Genomic DNA, 23,454 nt, shown 5'->3' with positions numbered 1-23,454 from the left:
CGGATCTCGTTCCGGGCGCCGCGTGGTGGTTACCGGCCTACTTGAGGCTGTCGAGCCGGGACACTGCCGCCTCGAACCCTTCGACCAGTTCCGCCATGATCTCGGCGACGGGACGAATCTCGTTCATGCGACCGACGATCTGGCCGACGGGCATTGCGACGACCTCGGGATCGTCACTCGCCGAGATACGCTGGTGCGCCTCGCTCACGAGGATGTTCTGCAACGGCATCGGCAGCGGCTCGGGCGCATCGGGCTTGGCCCACGCCTGCGTCCACTTCGTCTTGAGCAGACGTGCCGGCTTGCCCGAGTAGATCCGCGAACGGACGGTGTCCGCCGACGTTGCACTCAGCAGCGCGCGCTGGATCGACGACGGCCCCTCGGCGGCACTGCCGAGTTTGTACTCGGAGGTCGTGAGCCAGTACGAGCCCATCCAGACTCCCGACGCACCGAGCGCGAGTGCCGCGGCGATCTGACGTCCGCTGCCGATGCCACCGGCGGCAAGGACGCCCGCGGAATCTCCGATCGCGTCGACGATCTCGGGCACCAGCACCATCGAGGCGATCTCGCCGGTGTGACCGCCGGCCTCGTACCCCTGCGCGATGACGATGTCGACACCGTTCGCGACGTGGCTGCGCGCGTGCTCGACAGCTCCGGCGAGTGCCGCGACCGGCACCCCCTTCTCGTGCGCCTGATCGATGACATCCTTCGGCGGCGAGCCGAGCGCGTTGGCGATCAGTGCGATCCGGTGTCCCAGAGCCACATCGACGTGCGAGCGGGCCACCGAATGCAGCCAGCCCAGGACACCGGTCGCGTGCTCGACGTCATCGGAAAGTTGCGGCACGCCCAGCTCGTCGAGCGTGCGGTTGACGAATGCTCGATGCTCGGCCGGGATCAGCTTGTCGAGGTCGACGGCCGCGCCCTCGGTGGGCACCTTGGCCGGCATCACGATGTCGACGCCGTACGGCTTGCCGTCAGTGTTCTGGTCCATCCAGGTCAGGGTCGCCTCGAGCTCCTCCGGGTCGTTGAACCGGACGCAGCCCAGGACGCCGAGCCCGCCGGCCCGCGAGATCGCGGCCGCAACGTGCTCGGACGGCGTGAAGCCGAAGATCGGGTATTCGATGCCGAACTTCTCGGCGAGATCGGTGTGCATCAGGCGTCCTTACCGGTTGTGAGGTGATCGTCGGCCGCACGCGACTGCGTCTGCGCGGTGGCCCATTTGTAGTCGGGCTTACCGGCGGGGGAACGCTTGATCTCGTCGACGACCCACATGCTGCGCGGCACCTTGTAGCCCGCAATCTCCTTGCGGGCCGCCTCGACGATGTCGGCGAGACTGGGCGTGGTGCCCGGTCGCGGCGCGACGACCGCCGCGACTCGCTGACCGAACCGCTCGTCGGGCACACCGACCACGAGGACGTCGAAGACGTCAGGATGCGACTTCACGGCGCCCTCCACCTCTTCGGGGTAGATCTTCTCGCCGCCGCTGTTGATGGATACGGACCCCCGGCCGAGCATCGTGACGGTGCCATCGGCCTCGACCGTTGCATAGTCACCCGGGATCGAATAACGGACGCCGTTGAAGACCTTGAACGTCGCCTTGGTCTTCTCCTCGTCCTTGTAGTATCCGAGCGGAATGTGGCCGTGTCGCGCCAGCAGTCCGACCTGACCTGATCCGGGCTCGACCTGGTTGCCCTCATCGTCGATGACGACCGTCGCGGCATCGATCTTCACCCGCGGGCCACCCGTGTGCTCGAAGCCCTTCGTGATGGCACTCAGGCCACCGAAACCGGTCTCCGACGAACCGATCGAGTCGGTGAGCAGGCGGTTGGGCAGCAGATCGAGGAACTGCTCCTTGAGCGCCGGCGAGAACAGAGCTGCGCTGCTGGCAATCACGTACAACGACGAAAGATCATACGGCTCACCGGTCTCCGGATTGCCGGCGACTATTGCGTCGATCATCGGCCGAGCCATCGCGTCGCCGGTGATGAAGATGAGGTTGACCTTGTGACGGTCGATGACCTGCCACACCGCGTGGCCGTCGAACTCGGGGTGCATCACCAGGGTTCCGCCACCGAAGAGACTGTGGAACACCGCGGACTGCGAGCCGCCATGGATCATCGGGGGGATCGGGAAGCGCACCATCGCCGGGTTCGCGGCGCCGACCTTGGCGAGCTCCCATTCGTCCTCGACCCGCTCACCGGTGACGAAGTTGACGCCGCCACCGAGTACGCGCCACCAGTCCTCATGCCGCCACATGACCCCCTTGGGCATACCCGTCGTGCCGCCGGTGTAGAGCATGAACATGTCGTCGGGGCTCCGCTCGCCGAAGTTGCGCTCGGGCGAAGCCTGCGACAGTGCCTGCTCGTACTCGACTCCGCCGTAGGACGAGTAGTCCAGATCCGACTCGTCCTCGACAACGACCACCGTCTTCACGAGCGGTGTCTTCGGCAGGACGTTGGCTACTCGGTCCGAGTAACGGCGCTCGTGGATGAGCGCAACCATGTCCGAGTTCTCGAAAATGTACTGCAACTCGTTCTCGACATACCGATAGTTGACGTTGACCATCACCGCTCGGGCCTTGAACACCGCGACCATGGCCTCGATGGCCTCCGTGGTGTTGCGGCTGAGGATGCCCACCTTGTCACCCGGCTTGACGCCGTGATCCCGCAGGTAGTTGGCCAGCCGATTCGCCCGCTCCTCCAGCTGCGCGTATGTGAATTCGCGGTCGGCGGATACCAGCGCGATACGGTCCGGGTTGAGGTCGATCGAGTGCTCTACGAGGTCTGCGATATTAATGGCCACGTCAACAAAGTAGAACGTGTTACTGTCGGTGACAAGACCCAGCTTGAGACTCAACTCACACACAATTCGGGAGCCTCCAGTGTCCACCGAAACCACCGAACACGCTGAAGCTCCGGCGAGCTCGCCCCATTGCCTCGTGGAGAAGCGCGGACACGTCCTGATCGTGACGATGAACCGCCCCGAGGCACGCAATGCTCTGTCCGGCGAGATGATGGCAATCATGACCGAAGCCTGGGACCAGGTCGATTCCGATCCCGACATCCGGGTAGCGATCCTCACCGGCGCGGGTGGCGCATTCTGCGCGGGCGCCGACCTCAAGGCCATGAACGAGAACTCCCCCGGAGACAAGTTCGAGGGGGGCGGCTGGGACCTGTCGAAGCTGCCCGCCCTGCTCAAGGGCCGTCGCCTCACGAAGCCGCTCATCGCGGCTGTCGAGGGCCCCGCAATCGCTGGTGGCACCGAAATCCTGCAGGGCACCGATATCCGAGTCGCCGGCGAGAGCGCCAAGTTCGGTGTCTCCGAAGCGAAGTGGGGCCTGTTCCCGCTCGGCGGTTCCGCGGTCCGGCTGGTGCGTCAGATTCCGTACACCGTCGCCGCCGACATCCTGCTCACCGGACGCCACATCAAGGCGACGGAAGCCAAGGAGCTCGGACTGATCGGTCACGTCGTGCCCGACGGTCAGGCACTCGAGAAGGCGCTCGAGATCGCCGAGACGATCTCGAACAACGGCCCGCTCGCAGTCCAGGCGATCCTCAAGACCATCCGCGACACCGAGGGTATGCACGAGGAGGAGGCGTTCCAGATCGACGCCAAGCTCGGCGCCGACGTGTTCAAGAGCGCAGACGCCAAGGAAGGCCCCCGCGCGTTCGCCGAGAAGCGCTCCCCCAACTTCTCCGGCAAGTAGGGCCCACCACACTCCAGCTGAAAGGTCCCTTCACGCGCCCACCGCGCATGAAGGGACCTTTCAGTCATTACTGGGCCGGCCCACGGCTCGTCGACGGGGTCGGCGCCCGAGCCGCGCGTATTCTCGACGGGCATTGACCGACGATGAGCATTGACCGACGATGAAGAGGTTTGGACAGGTGACGCCGCCCATGGGCACTACTGCAGGTGATGCGGCCCGGCCCGACTGGCGACGTGTCGAGCCCCTCGAACTCACCCCGATCCTGTCCGCAGCACTCGACGCGTTCTACGAGTTCGGCTTCCACGGCACCTCAGTACGCGAGATCGCCCGCCGCGTGGGGCTGACGGTGCCGGCTCTGTACTACCACTACGAGAGCAAGGAAGGGCTGCTCGTCGCGCTCATCGAGCTGTCCACCTGCGACGTCCTGACCAGGGCACATGCCGCCGATAACGCAGGCGGCAATGATCCCGCGAGCCGACTCGTGAACGTGGTGTCGGCAATCGTGCTGCAGATGACGAATCGAGCCCGCCTGGCCGCCGTCGAGGGCGAATCGCGGTACCTGAGCCCGGAGAATCGCGGGCGCTATCGCGCCGTCCGCAAGGGCGTCGAGAACCTCGTTCTCGACATCGTGCAGGAGGGCGTACGCATCGGCGCGTTCGACGCCGAGGATCCCGCCGAGACCACCCGCGCGATTCTCGGTATGTGTCAGGCGATCCCACGCTGGTATCACGCAGAGGGCGAGGTCGGACCACAGGCGGTGGCCGCCCGGTACGCCGCAATCGCGACGAGAATCGTCGGCGCCCGCACCGGATGACCCGCAGAATTGACCCCCGGGAGGTCGCCGTGATACCAAACTTAACGAGCGATAAGTAAGTGTTCCGCCGAGAGGAGACCACCATGCCCGAGGCAGTCATCGTCGACACCGTTCGGCTCGCGTCCGGCAAGGGGAAACCCAGCGGAGCGCTCGCGGGTACCCACCCAGTCGAACTGCTCGCCTACGTCCTGCGTGCGCTGGTCACCCGCAACGATCTGGATCCCGCTCAGGTCGACGACGTCATCGGCGGCTGCGTTCAGCAGGTCGGCGAGCAGGCGCTGAACATCTCCCGCTCCGCCTTACTGTCCGCAGGGTTCCCGGACTCCGTTCCGGCCACGACGATCGACCGGCAGTGCGGGTCCAGCCAGCAGGCCGCACATTTCGCAGCTCAGGGCGTCATCGCCGGCGCCTACGACATCGTGATCGCATGCGGCGTCGAATCGATGAGCCGGATCCCGATGGGCACCTCCTCGATCGGAATGGACACGTCGGGCCCGGGCATCGCCGCCCGCTACCCCGACGGCCTGGTTCACCAGGGCATCTCAGCCGAGCTGATCTCGGCGAAGTGGAAACTCGACCGGGACGCCCTCGACGCCTACGCCGCGCGCTCACACCAGCGGGCCGCCGCCGCGATCGCGAACGAGGCGTTTCAGCACGAGATCCTGCCGATCGACGTGGTCCGTGCGGACGGGCGCACCGTTGCGCACCGGATCGACGAGACTGTTCGCGCAGACACCACCGCCGAGGGCCTCGCGAGGCTGACGCCGTCGTTCCGCACCGAGGAGTTCGCGGCTCGCTTCCCCGAAGCGCCCTGGCAAATCACTCCGGGCAACTCGTCGCCGCTCACCGACGGCGCCTCCGCAGTCCTGATCATGAGCGAGGCGATGGCGGCCAAACTGGGCCTGACGCCACGTGCCCGCTTCCACTCGTTCGCAGTCGTCGGCGACGACCCGACACTCATGCTTACTGCCCCCATCCCGGCGACCCGAAAAGTGCTGGAGCGTGGCGGTCTACACATCGACGACCTGGACGCCTACGAGGTGAACGAGGCGTTCGCGCCGGTGCCACTGGCCTGGGCGCACGAACTCGGCGCCGATCCGGACAAGCTCAACCCGTGGGGTGGGGCGATCGCGCTCGGCCACGCCCTCGGATCGTCCGGAACCCGACTGCTCGGCACCCTCGTCAACTATCTCGAGGCGACCGGCGGCCGATACGGCCTGCAAACCATGTGCGAGGGCGCGGGCATGGCCAATGCCACCGTCATCGAACGACTCTGACCCGAACAAGGCTCGTACACAACCTGATCCGAAGGGACCCCACATGATCGTCAACGACAGCGTCGCCCTCGTCACGGGAGGCGCGTCCGGCCTCGGCCTGGCCACCGTCAAGGCTCTCCTGGCCGACGGCGCCAGCGTCGTGATCCTCGACCTCCCGTCCTCCGACGGCGAGGTCGTCGCGAAGGAACTGGGCGACCGCGTCCGGTTCGCTGCCGGAGACGTCACCGACGAGGCCTCCGTCACCGCAGCACTCGATCTCGCCGAGTCTCTCGGCCCGCTGCGTGTGACGGTGAACTGCGCGGGCATCGGCAACGCGGTCAAGACAATCGGGAAGAAGGGGGCGTTCCCGCTCGCCGACTTCAGCCGCGTCATCAACATCAACCTCGTCGGCACGTTCAATGTGATCCGCCTGGCAGCCGAGCGGATTGCGCGGACCGAACCGATCGACGGCGAGCGCGGCGTCATCATCAACACCGCATCGGTCGCCGCGTTCGACGGGCAGATCGGCCAGGCCGCCTACTCGGCATCGAAGGGCGGCGTCGTCGGCATGACCCTGCCGATCGCCCGTGACCTCGCGTCGCTGCTGATCCGCGTCGTCACCATCGCACCGGGCCTGTTCAAGACTCCGCTGCTCGGGTCGCTGCCGGAGGCGGCGCAGGCATCGCTGGGCCAGCAGGTGCCGCATCCGTCGCGTCTGGGCGATCCCGCCGAGTACGGCTCGCTCGCTGCGCACATCGTCTCGAACCCGATGCTCAACGGAGAGGTCATCCGCCTCGACGGCGCGATCCGCATGGCGCCGCGCTGACCTGTCGAACGATGATGACGGCGTGGGCCGTGGTGGATGTATCCACCACGGCCCGCGCCGTTTTCGTGCCGTCGAAGGATCAGACCGTTCCGACCGCCGCGGCGAGTTCACGCATGTGCTCGACGCTGCGGCACGTCACGAGCAGCATCGTCACGCCCGCGTCCTCCCACTGCTTGACCTGCGTTCGCACCTCTTCGGCGTTGCCGACGATCATGGTGTCCGCGACCATCTGGTCCGGGACGATCGCGGCGGCCTCCTCCTTACGGCCGGACAGGAACAGCTTCTGGATCTCCTTGACCTCATCGCCGTAACCCATCCGGGTGTAGACCTGAGCGTGGAAGTTCAGCTCGGCCGCGCCCATCCCGCCGACATACAACGCGGTGATCGGCTTGAGCTTCTCGATCTCGGCCTGCCGGTCGTCGGTGACGACGACCTGACACGTCGCGGCGATCTCGAAGTCCTCGCGACTGCGGCGCGCCCCCGGCCGGGCGAAACCCTCGTCGAGCCACTCGTTGTACATCGGCGCGAGCCGCGGCGTGTAGTAGATCGCGAGCCACCCGTCGGCGATCTCGCCGGTCAGCGCAACGTTCTTGGGGCCCTCCGCACCGAGCCAGATCGGTAGGTCCGCACGCAGCGGATGGGTGATCGGCTTGAGCGGCTTACCCAGGCCCATCGACCCGGAACCGTTGTACGGCAGCGGGTAGTGCGGTCCGTCACTGCGCACCGCCGCCTCGCGGGCGAGGACCTGACGCACGATCGATACGTACTCACGAGTCCTGGCGAGCGGCTTCTGGAAGGGTTGGCCATACCAGCCCTCCACGACCTGAGGGCCCGACACCCCGAGGCCGAGAATCGCCCGGCCACCGGAGAGGTGATCGAGCGTCAACGCGTGCATCGCGCAGTTCGTCGGCGTCCGCGCGGACATCTGCGCAACCGAGGTGCCCAGGCGGACCCGGTCGGTACTCGACCCCCACCACGCCAGCGGCGTGAACGCGTCGTTACCCCAGGATTCGGCGGAAAAGACGGCGTCGAAACCTGATGCGTCGGCCTCGTTCACCATCTCCTGTGCATTGGACGGCGGCTGCGCACCCCAGTATCCGAGTTGTAACCCCAGCTTCATTGTGTGCCTCCGAGTTTTCCCATATCCGCCGCGCTTCAGAAGTGACCCTTGCCACAATAATAGGAACCTGTTCTACTCGAATCCGTGACCCCAGGAAAGACAGCAAGCAAGAGCGGCGTGGCCGAGCAACCACTGAGAGCGCCACTGAATCTGAAATTCGACTACACCCGATCGGTAGGTCCGACCATCGGTGCATTCGTGACGGCCCTCCGCGACAGAAAGGTCATCGGCGCCCGCGGATCCGACGGCCGCGTACACGTGCCGCCGCCGGAATTCGATCCGGTCACCGCGGAACCGATGACCGACTTCGTAGACGTCTCCGACACCGGCACCGTCGTGAGCTGGTCGTGGATGGCCGAGCCCATCGAGGGTCAGCCACTGGCGCGTCCGTTCGCATGGGCACTGGTGAAGCTGGATGGCGCGGACACCTCGATCCTGCATGCGGTCGACGCCGGCTCCCCCGATGCAATGAGCACGGGCATGCGGGTGCGAGTTCGCTGGGCCGACGAGCGCAGCGGCCGCATCCAGGACATCGCGTGCTTCGAGCCGGGTGAGAGCGATTCCGATTCGTCCGCAGCGGTTTCCGGCGGCGAGCCGGTCACGATGATCACCACGCCGATCGACCTCAACTACACGCACACCGCGTCCGCAGAGGAGAGCTACTACCTCCGCGGACTGGCGGAGGGCAAGATCATCGGCGGTCGCACCGGTCCCGGCGCCAAGGTCTACGTCCCGCCGCGCGGCGCGAGCCCCACCGACGGAATCCCCACCAAGGAGCAGGTCGAGCTCACCGACAAGGGGGTCGTCACCACCTTCTGCATCGTCAACGTGCCGTTCCTGGGCCAGCAGATCAAGCCGCCCTACGTCGCGGCATACGTGCTGCTCGACGGCGCCGACATCCCCTTCCTGCACCTGATCCTGGACTGCGATGCGTCGGAGGTCCGGATGGGCATGCGCGTCGAGGCCGTGTGGAAGCCGAAGGAAGAGTGGGAGTACTCGCTCAAGAACATCTCCCACTTCCGCCCATCGGGTGAGCCGGACGCGGACTACGACACCTACAAGCACCACCTCTAGGAGCCTCGAGAACCATGACAGACATTGCAGTCGTCGGCTTCGCACAGGCCCCCCATGTGCGTGAGACCAGTGGCACCACCAACGGCGTCGAGATGCTGGTTCCCTGCTTTCAGGAGCTCTACTCCACTCTCGGAATAACCAAGTCGGACATCGGCTTCTGGTGCTCCGGTTCCTCCGACTACCTGGCCGGGCGTTCGTTCTCGTTCATCTCCGCGGTCGACGCGATCGGCGCCGTACCGCCGATCAACGAGTCGCACGTCGAAATGGACGCCGCGTGGGCGCTCTACGAGGCCTGGGTCAAGCTCATCACCGGCGAGGTGGACACCGCGCTGGTGTACGGCTTCGGTAAGTCCTCCGCCGGAAACCTCCGGCAGATCCTGTCGATGCAGATGGATCCGTACCTCGTGACCCCGCTGTGGCCGGACTCGATCTCCGTCGCAGGTCTGCAGGCCCGCCTGGGCCTCGACGCCGGCAAGTGGACCGCCGAGGACATGGCCCGGGTCGCACAGCGCAACCGCGCGTCGGCCATGAGCAACCCCAACGCGCAGATCTCCGGCGAGGTCGACCTCGAGGAACTACTCGCCGCCGAGTTCGTCGCCGATCCGTTGCGCGCACATGACTGTGCTCCGGTCACCGACGGCGCAGCCGCGATCATCCTGGCTCGCGGCGACCGTGCCCGCGAACTGTGCGAGCGTCCCGCGTGGATCTCCGGCATCGAGCATCGAATCGACTCACCCAACATGGGGTCCCGCGATCTCACCACGTCCCCGTCGACGGCCGCCGCAGCGCGTGCCGTCACGGGCGGCGATGTCGCAAGTATCGAATTTGCGGAGTTGCATGCGCCGTTCACGCATCAGGAGCTGATCCTGCGCGAGGCGATCGGACTCACCGATGCCACCGCGATCAACCCGTCGGGCGGTCCGCTCACCGGCAACCCGATGTTCGCCGGCGGACTCGAGCGCATCGGCTACGCCGCCCGCAAGATCATGAGCGGTGACGCACAGCGCACCCTCGCCCACGCCACCAGCGGTCCTGTGCTGCAACAGAACCTGGTCGCAGTCTTGGAAGGACGCAACTAATGGCGAAGCAGAATGCCGCTGTCCTCGGCACCGGCCAGACCTACTACGTCGCCAAGCGCCTCGACGTCACCATGGCCGGTCTCATTCGGGAGGCGATCGACCGCGCGATGGCCGATGCCCGCGTGGGCTGGGACGACATCGACGCCATCGTGATCGGCAAGGCGCCCGACCTGTTCGAGGGTTCGATGATGCCGGAGCTGGCGATGTCGGATGCGCTCGGTGCCAACGGAAAGCCGCTGCTGCGCGTGCACACCGCCGGATCGGTCGGCGGATCGACAGCCAACGTCGCGGCCAGCCTCGTGCAAGCGGGTGTCCACAAGCGGGTACTCGCCGTGTCGTGGGAGAAGCAGTCCGAGTCCAACGCCATGTGGGCGCTGTCCACTCCGGTGCCGTTCACGATGCCGGTCGGCGCGGGCGCTGGCGGCTACTTCGCACCGCACGTACGCTCGTACATCCGCCGCTCGGGCGCCCCTGAGCACATTGGCGCGATTGTCGCGGTCAAGGACCGCCGCAACGGCGCAATGAACCCGTACGCTCACCTCAAGCAGCCCGACATCACCATCGAGTCGGTGCAGGCATCCCAGATGCTGTGGGATCCCATCCGCTACGACGAGACATGCCCGTCGTCGGATGGTGCGTGCGCCGTCGTGATCGGCGACGAAGACGCAGCCGCCGCCATCCTCGCGGACGGTCGCAAGGTCGCTTGGATCCACGCCACCGCGATGCGCACCGAGCCCACCACGTACGCCGGACGCGATCAGGTCAATCCGCAGGCCGGTCGGGAAGCCGCCGCCGCGCTGTGGAAGGCCGCGGGCATCACCAATCCGCTGAAGGAGATCGACGCCGCCGAGATCTACGTACCGTTCTCGTGGTTCGAGCCGATGTGGCTCGAGAACCTCGGCTTCATGCCGGAAGGGCAGGGTTGGAAGCTCACCGAGGCGGGCGAGACCGCGATCGGTGGCGAGCTCCCGGTCAATGCGTCCGGCGGTGTGCTGTCGTCGAATCCGATCGGCGCGTCGGGCATGATCCGCTTCGCCGAAGCGGCCATCCAGGTGATGGAACGCGCCGGTGACCATCAGGTGGACGGCGCACGGAAGGCTCTCGGCCACGCGTACGGCGGTGGTTCACAGTACTTCTCGATGTGGGTGGTCGGCTCCGACCGTCCGACGAACTAGAAGGGTGTATTCATGAAGTTCACCGTCGGCGTCGCGATGTGCCCGCTGGACCAACTCACCGGGCTCGCCCAGACCGCCGAGGAATGCGGGTTCGCGAACATCGCACTCCCTGATTCGCTCTTCTTCATGGAGACGGCTGTTGCGGACTATCCGTACACCCCCGACGGCTCCCGGATGTGGAACGAGGAAACACCCTGGGTGGATCCACTGATCGCCGCCGCCGCGATGGGCGCGGTCACCACCACGATCGGCTTCTACACCAACGTCCTCAAGCTCGGCTCCCGCAATCCCCTACTGATTGCGCGGCAGGTGGGGTCGGTCGCGAACCTCACCGGCAACCGCTTCGGCTTCGGCGTCGGAATCGGCTGGGCACCGGAAGAGTTCGAGTGGTGTGGCGCTCCCTACAAGCGTCGCGGGGCCCGCGTCGACGAGATGATCGAGATCATCAAGAAGTTGCTGGCCGGCGGAATGGTCGAACACCACGGGGAGTTCTTCGACTTCGATCGACTGCAGATCAGCCCGGCGCCGAGCAAGCCCGTGCCGTTCTACGTGGGCGGCCACACCGACGTCGCGCTGCGCCGCGCTGCGCGGGAGGGCAACGGCTGGACGTCGGCGATGATCAAGTTCGACGACCTGGTTGCCACCATTGCCCGGCTCGACGAGCTTCGCGCCGAGTACGGTCGGGCCGACGAGCCATTCGAGATCCAGTCGGTGTGCATCGACCGGTTCGGCAAGGACGGGTACGCCCAGCTTGCCGACGCCGGAGTAACCGACAGCATTGTTGTCCCATGGATCTTCGACGGTCTCGGATTCGACGCCCCGCTGGAGGCCAAACAGGACTCGCTGCGCAAGTTCGCCGACATGTATCTGGATTGACACAGCCATCCACTAGGAGCACGCGATGACAACAACGGATACCGAACACCCGGCCCGGGCCGCCGCGAAGGCGTCCCAGTCCGCAGCAAGTGGCAAGCGCAAGGAGGAGTGGCTGGACCTCTTCGCGGAGGACGGCTGGGTCGAAGATCCCGTCGGCCCTTCGGGATTCGACCCCGAGGGCAAGGGTCATCATGGGCGCGAGGCGATTTCGAGGTTCTACGATATGACGATCGCCAACACCGAATCGCTGAAGTTCATCGTCAACGACTCCCTGGTGTGCGGTGACGAGAACGTCAACATCGGCACCATTCGCACCGTGATCGCCGGCAACCAGATCGACGCCGAGGGTGTCTTCATCTACCGCGTCAACGCCGCGGGCAAGCTGCAATCACTACGGGCCTTCTGGGAGGTCGACCGGGCGATGAAGACGCTGAAGAAGGTCTGATTCTCGAGACCCAGTTCCCGAAAAGCGATGGGGCGGTTACCGGATCCGGTGACCGCCCCATCCTCGTGTGTGCAATGCCGTGCACCGCCAGTCGGTATCAGCCGCGCCATCCACATACACAAAAGCAGTAGCGCCAGCGAGGGATGAGGGATCTCGCTGACGCTACTGCGTCCGTGTGGCCCGACTCTTGGTCGATTCGAGCCCGAGGAGAGCTTCGAGCCTAGTGTGCGACCGGGCAGCCCGAGGTCTTGTAGTCGACCTGGTACTCCTTGAGGCCGTTGAGCCAGCCGGAGCGCAGACGACGCGGGTTCGCGACCTCGGTGATGTCCGGAAGGAAGTCGGCGATCGCGTTGAAGATCAAGTCGATCTCCATGCGAGCCAGGTTCGCACCGAGGCAGTAATGGGCGCCGGTACCACCGAACGACAGGTGCGGGTTCGGGTCCCGCAGGATGTCGAACTTGTACGGCTCGTCGAAGACCTCTTCGTCGAAGTTCGCCGAGTTGTACATCATGACGACGCGCTGGCCCTTCTTGACCTGCACACCGCCGACCTCGGTGTCCTCGAGCGCGGTGCGCTGGAAGGAGCTGACCGGGGTGGCCCAGCGAATGATCTCGTCGGCCGCCGTCTTCGGGCGCTCCTTCTTGTACAACTCCCACTGATCGGGGTTGTCCATGAAGGCCTTCATACCGTGCGTGATGGCGTTACGGGTGGTCTCGTTACCGGCCACCGCGAGCAGGATCACGAAGAAGCCGAACTCCTCCGGGCTGAGCTCCTCGCCGTCGACGTCCGCTTCGATGAGCGTGGTGATGATGTCGTTGCTCGGGTTCTTCTTACGCTCGTCGGCCATCTGGTAGGCGTAGCCGAGGATCTCCATCGACGCGGCCTGCGGGTCGATGTCGAGCTCCGGGTCGTCGTAGCCGGTCATCTGGTTGGACCAGTCGAAGACCTTGCCACGGTCCTCCTGCGGCACACCGATCAGCTCGGCGATGGCCTGCAGCGGAAGCTCACATGCGACCTGGGTGACGAAGTCGCCCTTGCCCTCTTCGGCAGCAGCCTTGACGATCGCCTCGGCGCGCTCGGTGAGCTCCTGCTTGAGGCTGTTGATCGCGCGCGGCGTGAAACCACGGGCCACCAGCTTGCGCAGCTTGGTGTGCTGCGGCGCGTCCTGGTTCAGCAGGACGAAGCGCTGCAGCTCGATGTTCTCGCGCTGCATGTCGTCGGCGAAGCGCGGGATCGCCGTGTTCTCGTAAGTCGAGAACACCTCGCTGCGCATCGAGATGTCCTTGACGTCCGCATGCTTGGTGACCAGCCAGTAGCCGCCGTCGTTGAAGCCACCGACGCCGTCCGGCTGTTCGACCCAGAAGACCGGTGCGGACTTGCGCATCTCGGCCAGTTCCTCGACCGGGATCCGATGTGCGTAGATGTCAGGATCCGTAAAGTCGAACCCTGCGGGAATGTTGGGCTGCGCCACTGCTGTCTCCTGCCCTCGCGGTCAGGCCGCGAAGTGATGTGGAACACGTTCTACATGCATTGAATCACAGAGCGCCTATCTGGGAAAGACTAGGCAAATAACTACCCTACGCGCCCTTGCTCAATAGGGAGAACCTGTTCTACTTTTCGAAGTAGAGAGTGAAAGGAGCCCGCCGTGGGCACACCAGTAATCGTCGAGGCAGTTCGCACCCCGATCGGAAAGCGCGGTGGCTGGCTGTCCGGCCTGCACGCGGCCGAGATCCTCGGGGCCGCCCAGAAGGGAATCGTGGACCGAGCGGGTATCGATCCGCTGTTGGTCGAGCAGGTCATCGGCGGGTGTGTCACGCAAGCCGGGGCGCAGTCCAACAACGTCACCCGCACCGCGTGGCTCGCCGCCGGTCTGCCCTGGCAGACCGGCGCCACCACCGTCGACTGCCAGTGCGGCTCCGCACAACAGGCCAACCACCTCATCGCCGGTCTCATCGCCACCGGTGCGATCGACATCGGCATCGCGTGCGGCGTCGAGGCCATGAGCCAGGTTCCCCTGGGCGCCAACGTCGGCACCGAGGCCGGGCCGCGTCGTCCAGCGTCCTGGGACATCGACATGCCCAACCAGTTCGAGGCCGCCGAGCGCATCGCACGCCGCCGCGGCGTCACCCGCGACGACATCGACGCCCTCGGTGTCCGCTCACAGGCCCTCGCGAAGCAGGCGTGGGCCGAGGGCCGCTTCGCACGCGAGGTGCTCCCGGTGACCGCCCCCGTCATCGGCGCGGACAAGCTACCCACCTCGGAGACGAATGTCGTCGACCGCGATCAGGGCCTGCGCGACACCACCGCCGAGTCCCTCGCGAAGCTCAAGCCCGTCCTCGAGGGCGGCATCCACACCGCCGGCACCTCGTCACAGATCTCCGACGGCGCCGCGGCCGTCCTGCTCATGGACTCCGATCGCGCCCGCGCACTCGGACTGACACCACGCGCCCGTATCGTCAGCCAAGCCCTCGTCGGCGCCGAACCCGAGTACCACCTCGACGGCCCCGTCCAGGCCACCTCGCGGGTACTCGAGAAGGCCGGCATGAAGATCGGCGATCTCGACCTGTTCGAGGTCAACGAGGCGTTCGCGTCCGTCGCCCTGTCCTGGGCGCAGGTCCACGGCCCGGACATGGACAAGGTCAACGTCAACGGCGGCGCGCTCGCGCTCGGACATCCCGTGGGCAGCACCGGTTCCCGACTGATCACCACCGCCCTGCACGAGCTCGAACGCCGCGACGCGTCGACCGCGCTGATCACCATGTGCGCCGGCGGCGCACTGGCCACCGGCACCATCATCGAGCGGATCTGATCGGAGCCCCTGACAGATGACCACGCGGCGCCCGTCGGGCCTCGATTCGAAGTACACGGTCGACATCATGAAGTGGATGTCGAGGATCAACGTGAAGCTGTATCGGGCCACCGGCGGGCGTCTGGGTGGCAAGTGGCGGGTGGGCAGCGCATTCCCGTGGGGAATCCCCATCTGCCTGCTCACCACCACCGGGCGCAAGAGCGGACAGCCCCGGGTCAGTCCGCTGCTGTTCCTCGAGGACGGCGACCGCGTCGTGCTCGTCGCGTCGCAGGGCGGGCTGCCGAAGAATCCGATGTGGTACCTGAACATTCGCGCGAATCCGTCGGTGACCGTACAGATCAAGTCCGCGGTGCGAACGATGCAGGCCCGCGTCGCGACCGACGAGGAGCGCGCGCAACTGTGGCCGCGGCTGGTGGAGCTGTACGCCGACTTCGACAACTACCAGTCCTGGACCGACCGGCAGATCCCCGTCGTCATCTGCGAATAGCGCGCGGCACTCCCCCTGCTCGGCGCTGGGCGGGAATAATGGTGAACGACGCCCGGCACACCGGCGCCGGGCACCCGGTTCTCGAGGAGGAATGTCGCAACATGACAGTGAAGAACCACGACCAGGTGATCGATCGGCGCGAGATCGCTTCAGCCCTGCTGAAGGCGCTGGACCGTCGCCACGAGGTCCTGGACACAATCGTCGAGAGCAAGGATCGTGACGCCGCCGTTGCAGCCGTACGCGATCTGCTCGGGACCTCGGAGTTCTGCGCCGAGGCTGTACTGAACCTTCGTTTCGATCGACTGACGGTCAAGGAACGCGACCGTATCCGTACGGAGCTCGAGGACCTCGACGCCACCCTGCAGTGGCTGCCGGAGCAGCGACCGTACAGCACGGGAGCGGGAGTTCGACTGCGTCCCTTCAGCGATTCGAAGGATGACACCGAACTGTTCCGTACGCGGTCCACCGAGCGCCTCGACGAATCCGGTAGCCCGTGGGACCAGGAGCGCGTCGAGCAGGAGCGGCGCGACGGACTCAAGCGCATCGACGACGAGGCTGCGGCCTGGTTCGTCGCGGAATGCACGACGGGTGACGAACCGAGCAGCGTCGGCCTGGTGTTCGGCGAACTCGCCGACAACGAGGTGGACGTCGCGATCTGGGTGGCACCCGACGCCCGCAAGCAGGGCTACGGCACCGCCTCGCTCAAGCAGGCGCGCAGCGAGCTGGCCGCCTACTTCCCGGGCACGACGTTGATCATCCGCACCCCGGCATAGGCGCTTCGCGCCCGTGCGTGTTTCGCGAGTGTAGAGACTCGCAAGACACGCACGGGCGGCGTAGCCGCCTATCTACGCGCCGTAGACCGGAGTCGGGGTCTCTGCCTTCTCGAGTAGATCGGCGACGACCGGTCCGAGCTCCTTGGGATCCCAGCGCTCACCCTTGTCCTGCGTGGGACCGTGGCGCCAGCCCTCGGCGACCGTGATCTTGCCGCCCTCGACCTCGAAAACACGTCCAGTGACGTTCTTCGACTCGGCGGAGCCCAGCCACACGACCAGCGGGGAGATGTTCTCCGGCGCCATCGCGTCGAAGCCCTCCTCCGGTGCCGCCATCGCCTCGGCCATCGCGCCACCGGCACCGACGGTCATGCGGGTGCGGGCTGCGGGGGCGATCGCGTTGACGGAGACGCCGTAGTTCTTCAGCTCGGCGGCGGCCTGGATGGTCATCTCTGCGATGCCGGCCTTGGCCGCGGCGTAGTTGCCCTGGCCGATGGAGCCCTGCAGGCCCGCGCCCGAGCTGGTGTTGATGATGCGGGCGTCCACGGGACGCCCGGCCTTGGACTCGGCACGCCAGTACGCGGCGGCGTGGCGCAGCGGGGCGAAGTGGCCCTTGAGGTGCACGCGGATCACCGCGTCCCACTCCTCCTCGCTCATCCCGACGAGCATGCGGTCACGCAGGAAGCCCGCGTTGTTGACCAAAACGTCGAGGCGGCCGAAATTGTCCAACGCGGTCTGGATCAGGTTCTGGGCACCCTCCCACGACGCGACGTCGTCGCCGTTGGTGACGGCCTCGCCGCCAGCAGCCTTGATCTCGGCGACAACCTGCTCGGCCGGGGTCTCGCCGGTGGTGGAGCCGTCGCCGCCGACACCGATGTCGTTGACGACGACCTTGGCGCCCTCGGCCGCGAAGGCCAGCGCGTGGGCACGACCGATTCCACGGCCGGCGCCGGTGATGATGACGACTCTGCCGTCAAGCAATCCACTCACTTGTTCTCCTCTGTTTCTGCCGCAGCCAGGAAGGCAGGGCGCTCGCCGCCGCCGTGGACGGTCAATGTCGAGCCGCTGACGTAGGCCGCCAACGGTGATGCCAGGAATGCCGCAGAGTTGCCGATGTCCTCGGGCAGCGCCATCCGCCCCAGCGGGACGGTGGCGCCGACAGCCGCGACACCGGCCTCGTCGCCGTAGTGCAGGTGGCTCAGCTCGGTCTGCACCAGGCCGACGACGATCGAGTTGACCCGCACCTTGGGAGCCCACTCGACGGACAGGCTCGCCGCGAGCGAGTCGATACCGGCCTTGGCCGCGCCGTACGCAGCGGTGCCCGGCGACGGACGGCTGCCGCTGACGGAGGAGATCATCACGATCGATCCTCCGCCCTCCTGCTTCTGCATGACAGCATTGGCGATCTGTGAGATCAGCAGGGGTGCAAGCAGGTTCAGCTCGACGATCTTGGAGTGGAACTTGGGGCTCGCATCGGCCGCCATCGCGAACGGGGCGCCGCCGGCGTTGTTCACGACAGTGTCGAGCCGTCCGTGCCGGGCCACGATCTGATCGATCATCGACTGCACCTGGTCTGCGTCACGTACATCGCACGGGATGAACTCGACCTCGCGACCGTCTACCTCGACCGGTTCGTCGGCCGGACGACGCGCACACGTAACCACCGTCGCGCCCGCACGCAGGAAGGTACGGCTGATGCCCGCACCGATTCCGCGCACTCCACCGGTCACCAGCACGACCTTGCCTTCGAGACCGAGATCCACGTTCTTCCTCCCTGCAGCGGCACGGGTCATTCGCACCCGTCTGTGATAACTTACCAAGCAATCGCTTGGTTCGGTCAATAGACGTAAGGAACATGCCATGGGCATCACTTCGACCTCGGACGGTGCCGGGATCACCACGGTGACCGTCGACTATCCGCCCGTGAATGCCATCCCCTCGAAGGGCTGGTTCGAGTTGGCCGACGCCGTCCTCGCTGCGGGCAAGGATCCCGAGACCCACGTGGTGATCCTGCGAGCCGAGGGGCGCGGCTTCAACGCCGGCGTCGACATCAAGGAAATGCAGGCCACCGAGGGACACGGCGCGCTGATCGACGCCAACCGCGGCTGCGCTGCGGCCTTCTCCGCGGTCTACGACTGCGAGGTTCCGGTCGTGGTCGCCGTCAACGGCTTCTGCGTCGGTGGCGGCATCGGCCTGGTCGGCAACGCCGACGTCATCGTCGCGTCCGACGATGCGATCTTCGGTCTGCCCGAGGTGGACCGCGGCGCACTCGGTGCGGCCACGCACCTCGCTCGTCTGGTCCCGCAGCACATGATGCGCACGCTGTACTACACAGCCAAGAACGTCGACGCCCAGACGCTCAAGCACTTCGGCTCCGTGTACGACGTGGTCCCGCGCGCCGAGCTCGACGACGCCGCAATCGCGATCGCCACAGATATTGCCAAGAAGGACACCCGGGTCATCCGCCGCGCCAAGGAAGCCATCAACCGCATCGACGTGCAGGACGTGCACACCAGCTACCGGATCGAGCAGGGCTTCACGTTCGAGCTGAACCTCGCCGGCGTCGCCGACGAGCATCGCGACGAGTTCGTCGCCACCGGCAAGCCGCGCGCGAACAAGTAGGGAGTGATCAACAATGCGTGACAAGAGGATGTCGCTCGACGAGGTCGTCGGCGAACTGCGCAGTGGTATGACCATCGGCCTCGGTGGCTGGGGTTCGCGTCGTAAGCCGATGGCTTTCGTGCGCGCGATCCTGCGTTCGGACATCAAGGACCTGACCGTCGTCACTTACGGCGGACCGGACCTGGGCCTGTTGTGCTCGGCCGGCAAGGTCAAGAAGGCGTACTACGGCTTCGTATCCCTGGACTCGGCCCCGTTCTACGATCCGTGGTTCGCGAAGCGTCGACTCGAGGGCAGCATCGAATCTCGAGAAATGGACGAGGGCATGGTCAAGTGCGGCCTCGAGGCCGCCGCGGCCCGCCTGCCGTTCCTGCCGATCCGTGCCGGACTGGGCTCGGACGTCCGCAACTTCTGGGGCGACGAACTCAAGACCGTCACCTCGCCGTACGCCGATGCGTCGGGCAAGGCCGAGACGCTGATCGCGATGCCGGCCCTGAACCTGGACGCGTCGTTCGTGCACCTGAACATCGGTGACGCGCACGGCAACGCCGGCTACCAGGGCGTCGATCCGTACTTCGACGACCTTTACTGCATGGCCGCCGAGAAGCGCTACGTCTCCGTCGAGAAGGTCGTCGAGACCGAGCAACTCGTCAAGGAGGTTCCGCTGCAGCAGCTGATCCTCAACCGCATGATGGTCGACGGGGTCGTCGAGGCCCCGGGCGGCGCACACTTCACCCTCGCCGGCGAGAGCTACGGCCGCGACGAGAAGTTCCAGCGCCACTATGCCGAGGCATCCAAGACCGCCGAGTCGTGGCAGGCGTTCGTCGACCGATTCCTGTCCGGATCCGAGGACGACTACCAGGCCGCCGTCAAGAAGTTCGCAGAGGAGCAGCAGGCATGACCTCCACGGAAAGCACCGACACCCACACTGTGACCCGCGCCGAGTACTGCGCGATCGCGTGCGCTGAGATCTTCTCCGGTGCAGGCGAAATCATGGCCAGCCCGATGGCGACGCTGCCGCTCATCGGCGCCCGTCTGGCTCGCCTGACCTCCGAGCCGGATCTGCTCATCACCGACGGTGAGGCGCTGATCTTCGCGGACACCCCCGGCGTCGGTCAGAAGGGCGCCGTCGAGGGCTGGATGCCGTTCCGCAAGGTGTTCGACGTCGTCGCCGGTGGGCGTCGCCACGTCGTCATGGGCGCCAACCAGATCGACAAGCACGGCAACCAGAACCTCTCGGCGTTCGGCCCGCTGCAGCAGCCGACCCGTCAGATGTTCGGTGTGCGCGGCGCCCCGGGCAATACGATCAACCACGCCACCAGCTACTGGGTGGGCAAGCACTCCTCGCGCGTCTTCGTCGACAAGGTCGACGTCGTCTCTGGCGTCGGCTACGACCAGTTCGAGGAAGGCGACCCGGCCTTCCGCTTCCTGCACCTGCACCGCGTGGTCACCAACCTCGGTTCCTTCGACTTCGGCGGCCCGGGCCACACTCTGCGAGCGCTGACCCTGCACCCCGGCGTCTCGGCCGAGGACGTCGCCGCGAACACCTCCTTCGAGGTCGCGGGCCTGGACACGGCGGGCATCACCCGCGAGCCCACCGCCGAGGAGCTGCGGATCATCCGCGAGGTCCTGGATCCGCGCAACCTGCGTGACCGCGAGGTCTCGGCGTGAGTTCGGGCGAGCGAAGCGACGGGGGATCGAAGCAGGTGCTGAAAACACCGTTCACCGAACTGGTGGGCGTCGAGCATCCAATCGTGCAGACGGGCATGGGCTGGGTGTCCGGCCCGCGCCTGACCGCGGCCACCTGCAACGCAGGCGGCCTCGGCATCCTCGCCTCGGCGACGATGACGTACGAGGAGCTCGAGGCGGCGATTCGTAAGACCAAGCAGCTCACGACCAAGCCGTTCGGCGTCAACATGCGCGCCGACGCGTCGGACGCCTCGAAGCGGTGCGACCTGCTGATCCGCGAGGGTGTCAAGGTCGCGTCGTTCGCGTTGGCGCCCAAGAAGGATCTGATCGCCAAACTCAAGGACAACGGGATCGTCGTGGTTCCGTCGATCGGGGCCGCCAAGCACGCCGTGAAGGTCGCCTCGTGGGGCGCCGACGCGGTGGTCGTGCAGGGCGGCGAGGGCGGCGGCCACACCGGTGGCGTCGCGACGACGCTGTTGCTACCGTCCGTGCTCGATGCGGTCGACATCCCGGTGATCGCCGGCGGCGGCTTCTTCGACGGTCGCGGCCTGGCCGCGGCGCTGTCCTACGGGGCTGCAGGTGTCGCGATGGGCACCCGTTTCCTGCTCACCAGCGATTCGGCGGTGCCGGACTCGGTCAAGCAGGAGTACCTCAAGCGTGGTCTGACGGATACCACCGTGTCGGTCAAGGTCGACGGCATGCCGCACCGCGTGCTCAACACGGACCTGGTGAACAGCCTCGAGAAGTCCAGCTACATCAGGGGACTCGTCGCGGCAGCCAAGAACGCGCCGAAGGTCAGGAAGATGACCGGCAACTCGTGGCCGACTCTCCTCAAGGAGGGGCTGGCGATGCGCAAGAACACCGACAAGACGTGGCTGCAGATCGTCATGAACGCCAACACCCCGATGCTGCTCAAGGCCGGACTGGTCGACGGCGACACCGAGGCAGGCGTGCTGGCGTCGGGTCAGGTGGTCGGCATGATCGACGACCTGCCCAGCTGCCAGGAACTGATCGACCGGATCATGGCCGACGCCGCGGCACGGATCGATGCGCTCGGAGCCCTCAGGGCCTGACCGCTCGCTCCGGTTTCCAGCTGAATGGACCCTTCATGCGCCGCCAGCGCGTGAAGGGTCCCTGCGTCCGTTCAAGCGAGCTCCTCGCTGGCCGACGACGCCTCCTGCTGCGGCCGGGAGAACAGTCCGCCGAGCGCGTCGAGGGCATCGGTCCAGGCGTCGAGGGTGGCCGGTGCGAGCCGACGGTGGTCGAGCACCCCGGGCTGCGCGAGGGCCGCGTCGAACGGGACCTCGACGAATCCGGCGAGGCGCGGTGACAACGCGTCCCGGATCGGCCCCAGGTCCATCGGCCCCGCCGGCATCTGGTGCGAGAGGACGACGATCATCTCGCCGAGCACATGGGCGCCGTAGGTGTTCATCACCCAGGTCAGCGCGTCCCGCATGCGACTCAGCGGCTCGGAGCGCGCGGGTGCAACCACCACCAATGCGGCGCCGGACCGAATCAGCGGAGCCAGGCGTGGAGAGCGCAGCGCGGTACCGACATCGTGAACCCGCGCACTGTGGCGCGCGGCAAACAGTTCGTCGACTATCGCGGGGTCGACCGCCTGCGCGTTGCCGCCACCGACCACCACCACACCGGCCGACGTGAGCGCCATGCGCGATTCGAACTGCCGGATCGACCGGGCCGAGTCGATGGCGTCGACACCAGTGCGCGCGAGCAGGTTTCCGCCGTCACTGGTCGCATCAATGGCAGACACATCCTGCCCGGTTCCCAAACGCAGTGCCGTCGCCAGTCCGTACGCCGTCGTGGTTGTCGCTGCGCCGCCCGAACCCGCGACCACCATCGCAGACACCCGTGTGGGCTCCGGCACCTTGGGCGTGCGGCGCAGCGAGACAACGTTGCTCATCGCAGATCCTCCACCTTTGCGATCCTGAAGCCCGTCGGCGCGGGTGCCACCGTGATGCGTTGACGGATAACGCCTTCCGATCCCGCTGGCATTCGCAACCCAAGATCGACCGTGTAGACGTTCGGCTCCGGGGTGGCGGTGATGGTGACGCAGTGCTCCGTACCGAGTGGAACCTCGTCGATCCACTTCTGGATCTCCGGAACGGGATTGGGCGCGACCATGAGCGACGCAACTCGGCCGCCGTCCCGTTCGACGTAGTACGCGTGGTCGAACGCCCTGATCACCCCGGGCCCGTCGGCAATGCTCCCGGACCCTCGACCGACGCTGCGGCCGTCTGCGAAGGAATCCGCGCACCACACGGACGTGGCCGCCGGCGACTCGGCGACCACTGCCTCGCCCGGAGGTGCGACCGCGGGACTGGGCGCAGCGTTGGCCGCACCTGCGGTTTCACGGTCGGTTCCGCCCCACACCAGAACTGTTGCGGCCGTCGCAATAGCCACGAGCGAGGCCGCAGCACTGCCTATCAGGAGGTGCTTCCCTCTGCCGGAAGGCTTCTCTGCCGATGACGGAGAGTCCGTGGTCACCAGCCACTTCGGCAACTGTCCGAACTCCGTCGATTGCCCAGGCTGCACAGGCAGATCCAGAACCGGCGGATCCGGAATCGCCGCGGGCCCCACCCCCGCGTCTGATCGAGGGGCCAGGTCCGATACGGGGCTGTCGCTCCCGATCGATGCAGTAACATCCCCCCGGTTGCCGGAGTCCGCGTTCGGTCCGTAATGCTCGGGCACGTC

24 protein-coding genes are annotated in these 23,454 nt (G+C 66.4%); 16 read left to right on the top strand and 8 right to left on the bottom strand.

Going from position 1 to position 23,454, the window contains the following annotated elements:
- Positions 1 to 37: 37 nt before the first annotated feature.
- A complete protein-coding gene (locus ERC79_RS15350) occupies positions 38 to 1,150 on the bottom strand; it encodes a nitronate monooxygenase family protein (RefSeq protein ID WP_131579319.1) in 1,113 nt (370 codons plus the stop codon).
- Positions 1,150 to 2,799 (bottom strand): acyl-CoA synthetase, encoded by a 1,650-nt coding sequence (locus ERC79_RS15345; RefSeq protein WP_131579317.1) that lies wholly within the window; start codon positions 2,797 to 2,799, stop codon positions 1,150 to 1,152. The genes ERC79_RS15350 and ERC79_RS15345 overlap by 1 nt, the downstream gene beginning before the upstream one ends.
- Positions 2,800 to 2,878: 79 nt before the next feature.
- Between ERC79_RS15345 and ERC79_RS15340 the strand changes: the two genes are divergently transcribed.
- From ERC79_RS15340 to ERC79_RS15325, 4 genes are all read left to right on the top strand, one after another.
- The gene (locus tag ERC79_RS15340) at positions 2,879 to 3,703 is read left to right on the top strand and encodes a crotonase/enoyl-CoA hydratase family protein (RefSeq protein ID WP_131579315.1); all 825 of its coding nucleotides are present in this window, start codon (positions 2,879 to 2,881) and stop codon (positions 3,701 to 3,703) included.
- 190 nt (positions 3,704 to 3,893) lie between these two features.
- On the top strand, positions 3,894 to 4,517 hold the full coding sequence (locus tag ERC79_RS15335; protein WP_131579313.1) for a TetR/AcrR family transcriptional regulator: 624 nt from the start codon (positions 3,894 to 3,896) through the stop codon (positions 4,515 to 4,517).
- 83 nt (positions 4,518 to 4,600) lie between these two features.
- Positions 4,601 to 5,794 carry an acetyl-CoA C-acyltransferase gene (locus tag ERC79_RS15330; protein ID WP_131579311.1) on the top strand — a complete coding sequence of 398 codons (1,194 nt, stop codon included), beginning with the start codon at positions 4,601 to 4,603 and terminating at the stop codon, positions 5,792 to 5,794.
- Between the two features lie 43 nt (positions 5,795 to 5,837).
- Positions 5,838 to 6,599: a 3-hydroxyacyl-CoA dehydrogenase gene (locus tag ERC79_RS15325; protein ID WP_131579309.1), complete on the top strand. Its 762-nt coding sequence runs from the start codon at positions 5,838 to 5,840 to the stop codon at positions 6,597 to 6,599.
- 79 nt (positions 6,600 to 6,678) lie between these two features.
- Here the strand turns inward: ERC79_RS15325 and ERC79_RS15320 are convergent, their stop codons facing one another.
- Positions 6,679 to 7,719, bottom strand: coding sequence for an LLM class F420-dependent oxidoreductase (locus ERC79_RS15320; protein ID WP_131579307.1), 1,041 nt, complete (start codon positions 7,717 to 7,719; stop codon positions 6,679 to 6,681).
- A gap of 117 nt (positions 7,720 to 7,836) precedes the next feature.
- Here ERC79_RS15320 and ERC79_RS15315 point away from each other — a divergent pair, with 117 nt between their 5' ends.
- The 5 genes from ERC79_RS15315 to ERC79_RS15295 are packed head-to-tail and all read left to right on the top strand — an operon-like array spanning position 7,837 to position 12,368.
- Positions 7,837 to 8,793 carry an OB-fold nucleic acid binding domain-containing protein gene (locus ERC79_RS15315; protein ID WP_131581194.1) on the top strand — a complete coding sequence of 319 codons (957 nt, stop codon included), beginning with the start codon at positions 7,837 to 7,839 and terminating at the stop codon, positions 8,791 to 8,793.
- A 14-nt stretch (positions 8,794 to 8,807) separates the two neighbouring features.
- Positions 8,808 to 9,872, top strand: coding sequence for a thiolase domain-containing protein (locus ERC79_RS15310; protein WP_131579306.1), 1,065 nt, complete (start codon positions 8,808 to 8,810; stop codon positions 9,870 to 9,872).
- Entirely contained in the window at positions 9,872 to 11,047 is a 1,176-nt protein-coding gene (locus ERC79_RS15305; RefSeq protein ID WP_131579304.1) for a thiolase domain-containing protein, read from the top strand. The genes ERC79_RS15310 and ERC79_RS15305 overlap by 1 nt, the downstream gene beginning before the upstream one ends.
- 12 nt (positions 11,048 to 11,059) lie before the next feature.
- Positions 11,060 to 11,923: a TIGR03619 family F420-dependent LLM class oxidoreductase gene (locus ERC79_RS15300; RefSeq protein WP_131579302.1), complete on the top strand. Its 864-nt coding sequence runs from the start codon at positions 11,060 to 11,062 to the stop codon at positions 11,921 to 11,923.
- 25 nt (positions 11,924 to 11,948) lie between these two features.
- Positions 11,949 to 12,368: a nuclear transport factor 2 family protein gene (locus ERC79_RS15295; RefSeq protein WP_131579301.1), complete on the top strand. Its 420-nt coding sequence runs from the start codon at positions 11,949 to 11,951 to the stop codon at positions 12,366 to 12,368.
- Between the two features lie 220 nt (positions 12,369 to 12,588).
- Here ERC79_RS15295 and ERC79_RS15290 read toward each other — a convergent pair whose 3' ends face one another.
- Positions 12,589 to 13,839 (bottom strand): cytochrome P450, encoded by a 1,251-nt coding sequence (locus ERC79_RS15290; protein ID WP_131579299.1) that lies wholly within the window; start codon positions 13,837 to 13,839, stop codon positions 12,589 to 12,591.
- A gap of 174 nt (positions 13,840 to 14,013) precedes the next feature.
- On the opposite strand from ERC79_RS15290, the gene ERC79_RS15285 reads away from it, so the two are divergent.
- The 3 genes from ERC79_RS15285 (at position 14,014) to ERC79_RS15275 (ending at position 16,437) form a co-directional block, all read left to right on the top strand.
- Positions 14,014 to 15,177 carry a steroid 3-ketoacyl-CoA thiolase gene (locus tag ERC79_RS15285; protein ID WP_131579297.1) on the top strand — a complete coding sequence of 388 codons (1,164 nt, stop codon included), beginning with the start codon at positions 14,014 to 14,016 and terminating at the stop codon, positions 15,175 to 15,177.
- A 16-nt stretch (positions 15,178 to 15,193) separates the two neighbouring features.
- The gene (locus ERC79_RS15280; RefSeq protein ID WP_131579295.1) at positions 15,194 to 15,664 is read left to right on the top strand and encodes a nitroreductase family deazaflavin-dependent oxidoreductase; all 471 of its coding nucleotides are present in this window, start codon (positions 15,194 to 15,196) and stop codon (positions 15,662 to 15,664) included.
- Positions 15,665 to 15,765: 101 nt separating this feature from the next.
- Positions 15,766 to 16,437, top strand: a complete 672-nt coding sequence (locus tag ERC79_RS15275; RefSeq protein ID WP_131579293.1) for a GNAT family N-acetyltransferase — start codon at positions 15,766 to 15,768, stop codon at positions 16,435 to 16,437.
- 72 nt (positions 16,438 to 16,509) lie between these two features.
- Here the strand turns inward: ERC79_RS15275 and ERC79_RS15270 are convergent, their stop codons facing one another.
- Entirely contained in the window at positions 16,510 to 17,424 is a 915-nt protein-coding gene (locus ERC79_RS15270; RefSeq protein WP_131579292.1) for an SDR family oxidoreductase, read from the bottom strand.
- Entirely contained in the window at positions 17,421 to 18,197 is a 777-nt protein-coding gene (locus tag ERC79_RS15265; RefSeq protein ID WP_131579290.1) for an SDR family oxidoreductase, read from the bottom strand. Before ERC79_RS15265 ends, ERC79_RS15270 begins: the two co-directional genes overlap by 4 nt.
- Positions 18,198 to 18,294: 97 nt before the next feature.
- Here ERC79_RS15265 and echA20 point away from each other — a divergent pair, with 97 nt between their 5' ends.
- Genes echA20 through ERC79_RS15245 form a run of 4 tightly spaced genes read left to right on the top strand, consistent with a single transcriptional unit; the run spans position 18,295 to position 21,815 of the window.
- A complete protein-coding gene (gene echA20, locus ERC79_RS15260) occupies positions 18,295 to 19,056 on the top strand; it encodes a (7aS)-7a-methyl-1,5-dioxo-2,3,5,6,7,7a-hexahydro-1H-indene-carboxyl-CoA hydrolase (RefSeq protein WP_131579289.1) in 762 nt (253 codons plus the stop codon).
- Between the two features lie 13 nt (positions 19,057 to 19,069).
- Positions 19,070 to 19,954, top strand: a complete 885-nt coding sequence (gene ipdA, locus ERC79_RS15255) for a cholesterol ring-cleaving hydrolase subunit IpdA (protein WP_131579287.1) — start codon at positions 19,070 to 19,072, stop codon at positions 19,952 to 19,954.
- Positions 19,951 to 20,724, top strand: a complete 774-nt coding sequence (gene ipdB, locus ERC79_RS15250; RefSeq protein WP_131579285.1) for a cholesterol ring-cleaving hydrolase subunit IpdB — start codon at positions 19,951 to 19,953, stop codon at positions 20,722 to 20,724. Before ipdA ends, ipdB begins: the two co-directional genes overlap by 4 nt.
- Positions 20,721 to 21,815 carry a nitronate monooxygenase gene (locus ERC79_RS15245; protein WP_242676587.1) on the top strand — a complete coding sequence of 365 codons (1,095 nt, stop codon included), beginning with the start codon at positions 20,721 to 20,723 and terminating at the stop codon, positions 21,813 to 21,815. The genes ipdB and ERC79_RS15245 overlap by 4 nt, the downstream gene beginning before the upstream one ends.
- 71 nt (positions 21,816 to 21,886) lie before the next feature.
- On the opposite strand, the gene ERC79_RS15240 is transcribed toward ERC79_RS15245, so the two are convergent.
- The gene (locus ERC79_RS15240) at positions 21,887 to 22,663 is read right to left on the bottom strand and encodes a hypothetical protein (protein WP_131579284.1); all 777 of its coding nucleotides are present in this window, start codon (positions 22,661 to 22,663) and stop codon (positions 21,887 to 21,889) included.
- A complete protein-coding gene (locus ERC79_RS23525; protein ID WP_242676586.1) occupies positions 22,660 to 23,163 on the bottom strand; it encodes a hypothetical protein in 504 nt (167 codons plus the stop codon). Before ERC79_RS23525 ends, ERC79_RS15240 begins: the two co-directional genes overlap by 4 nt.
- Positions 23,164 to 23,454: the final 291 nt, after the last annotated feature.

This window comes from Rhodococcus sp. ABRD24 (assembly GCF_004328705.1).
In the GTDB taxonomy this organism is placed as follows: Bacteria; Actinomycetota; Actinomycetes; order Mycobacteriales; family Mycobacteriaceae; genus Prescottella.
This window is presented reverse-complemented; position numbering and strand designations above follow the sequence as displayed.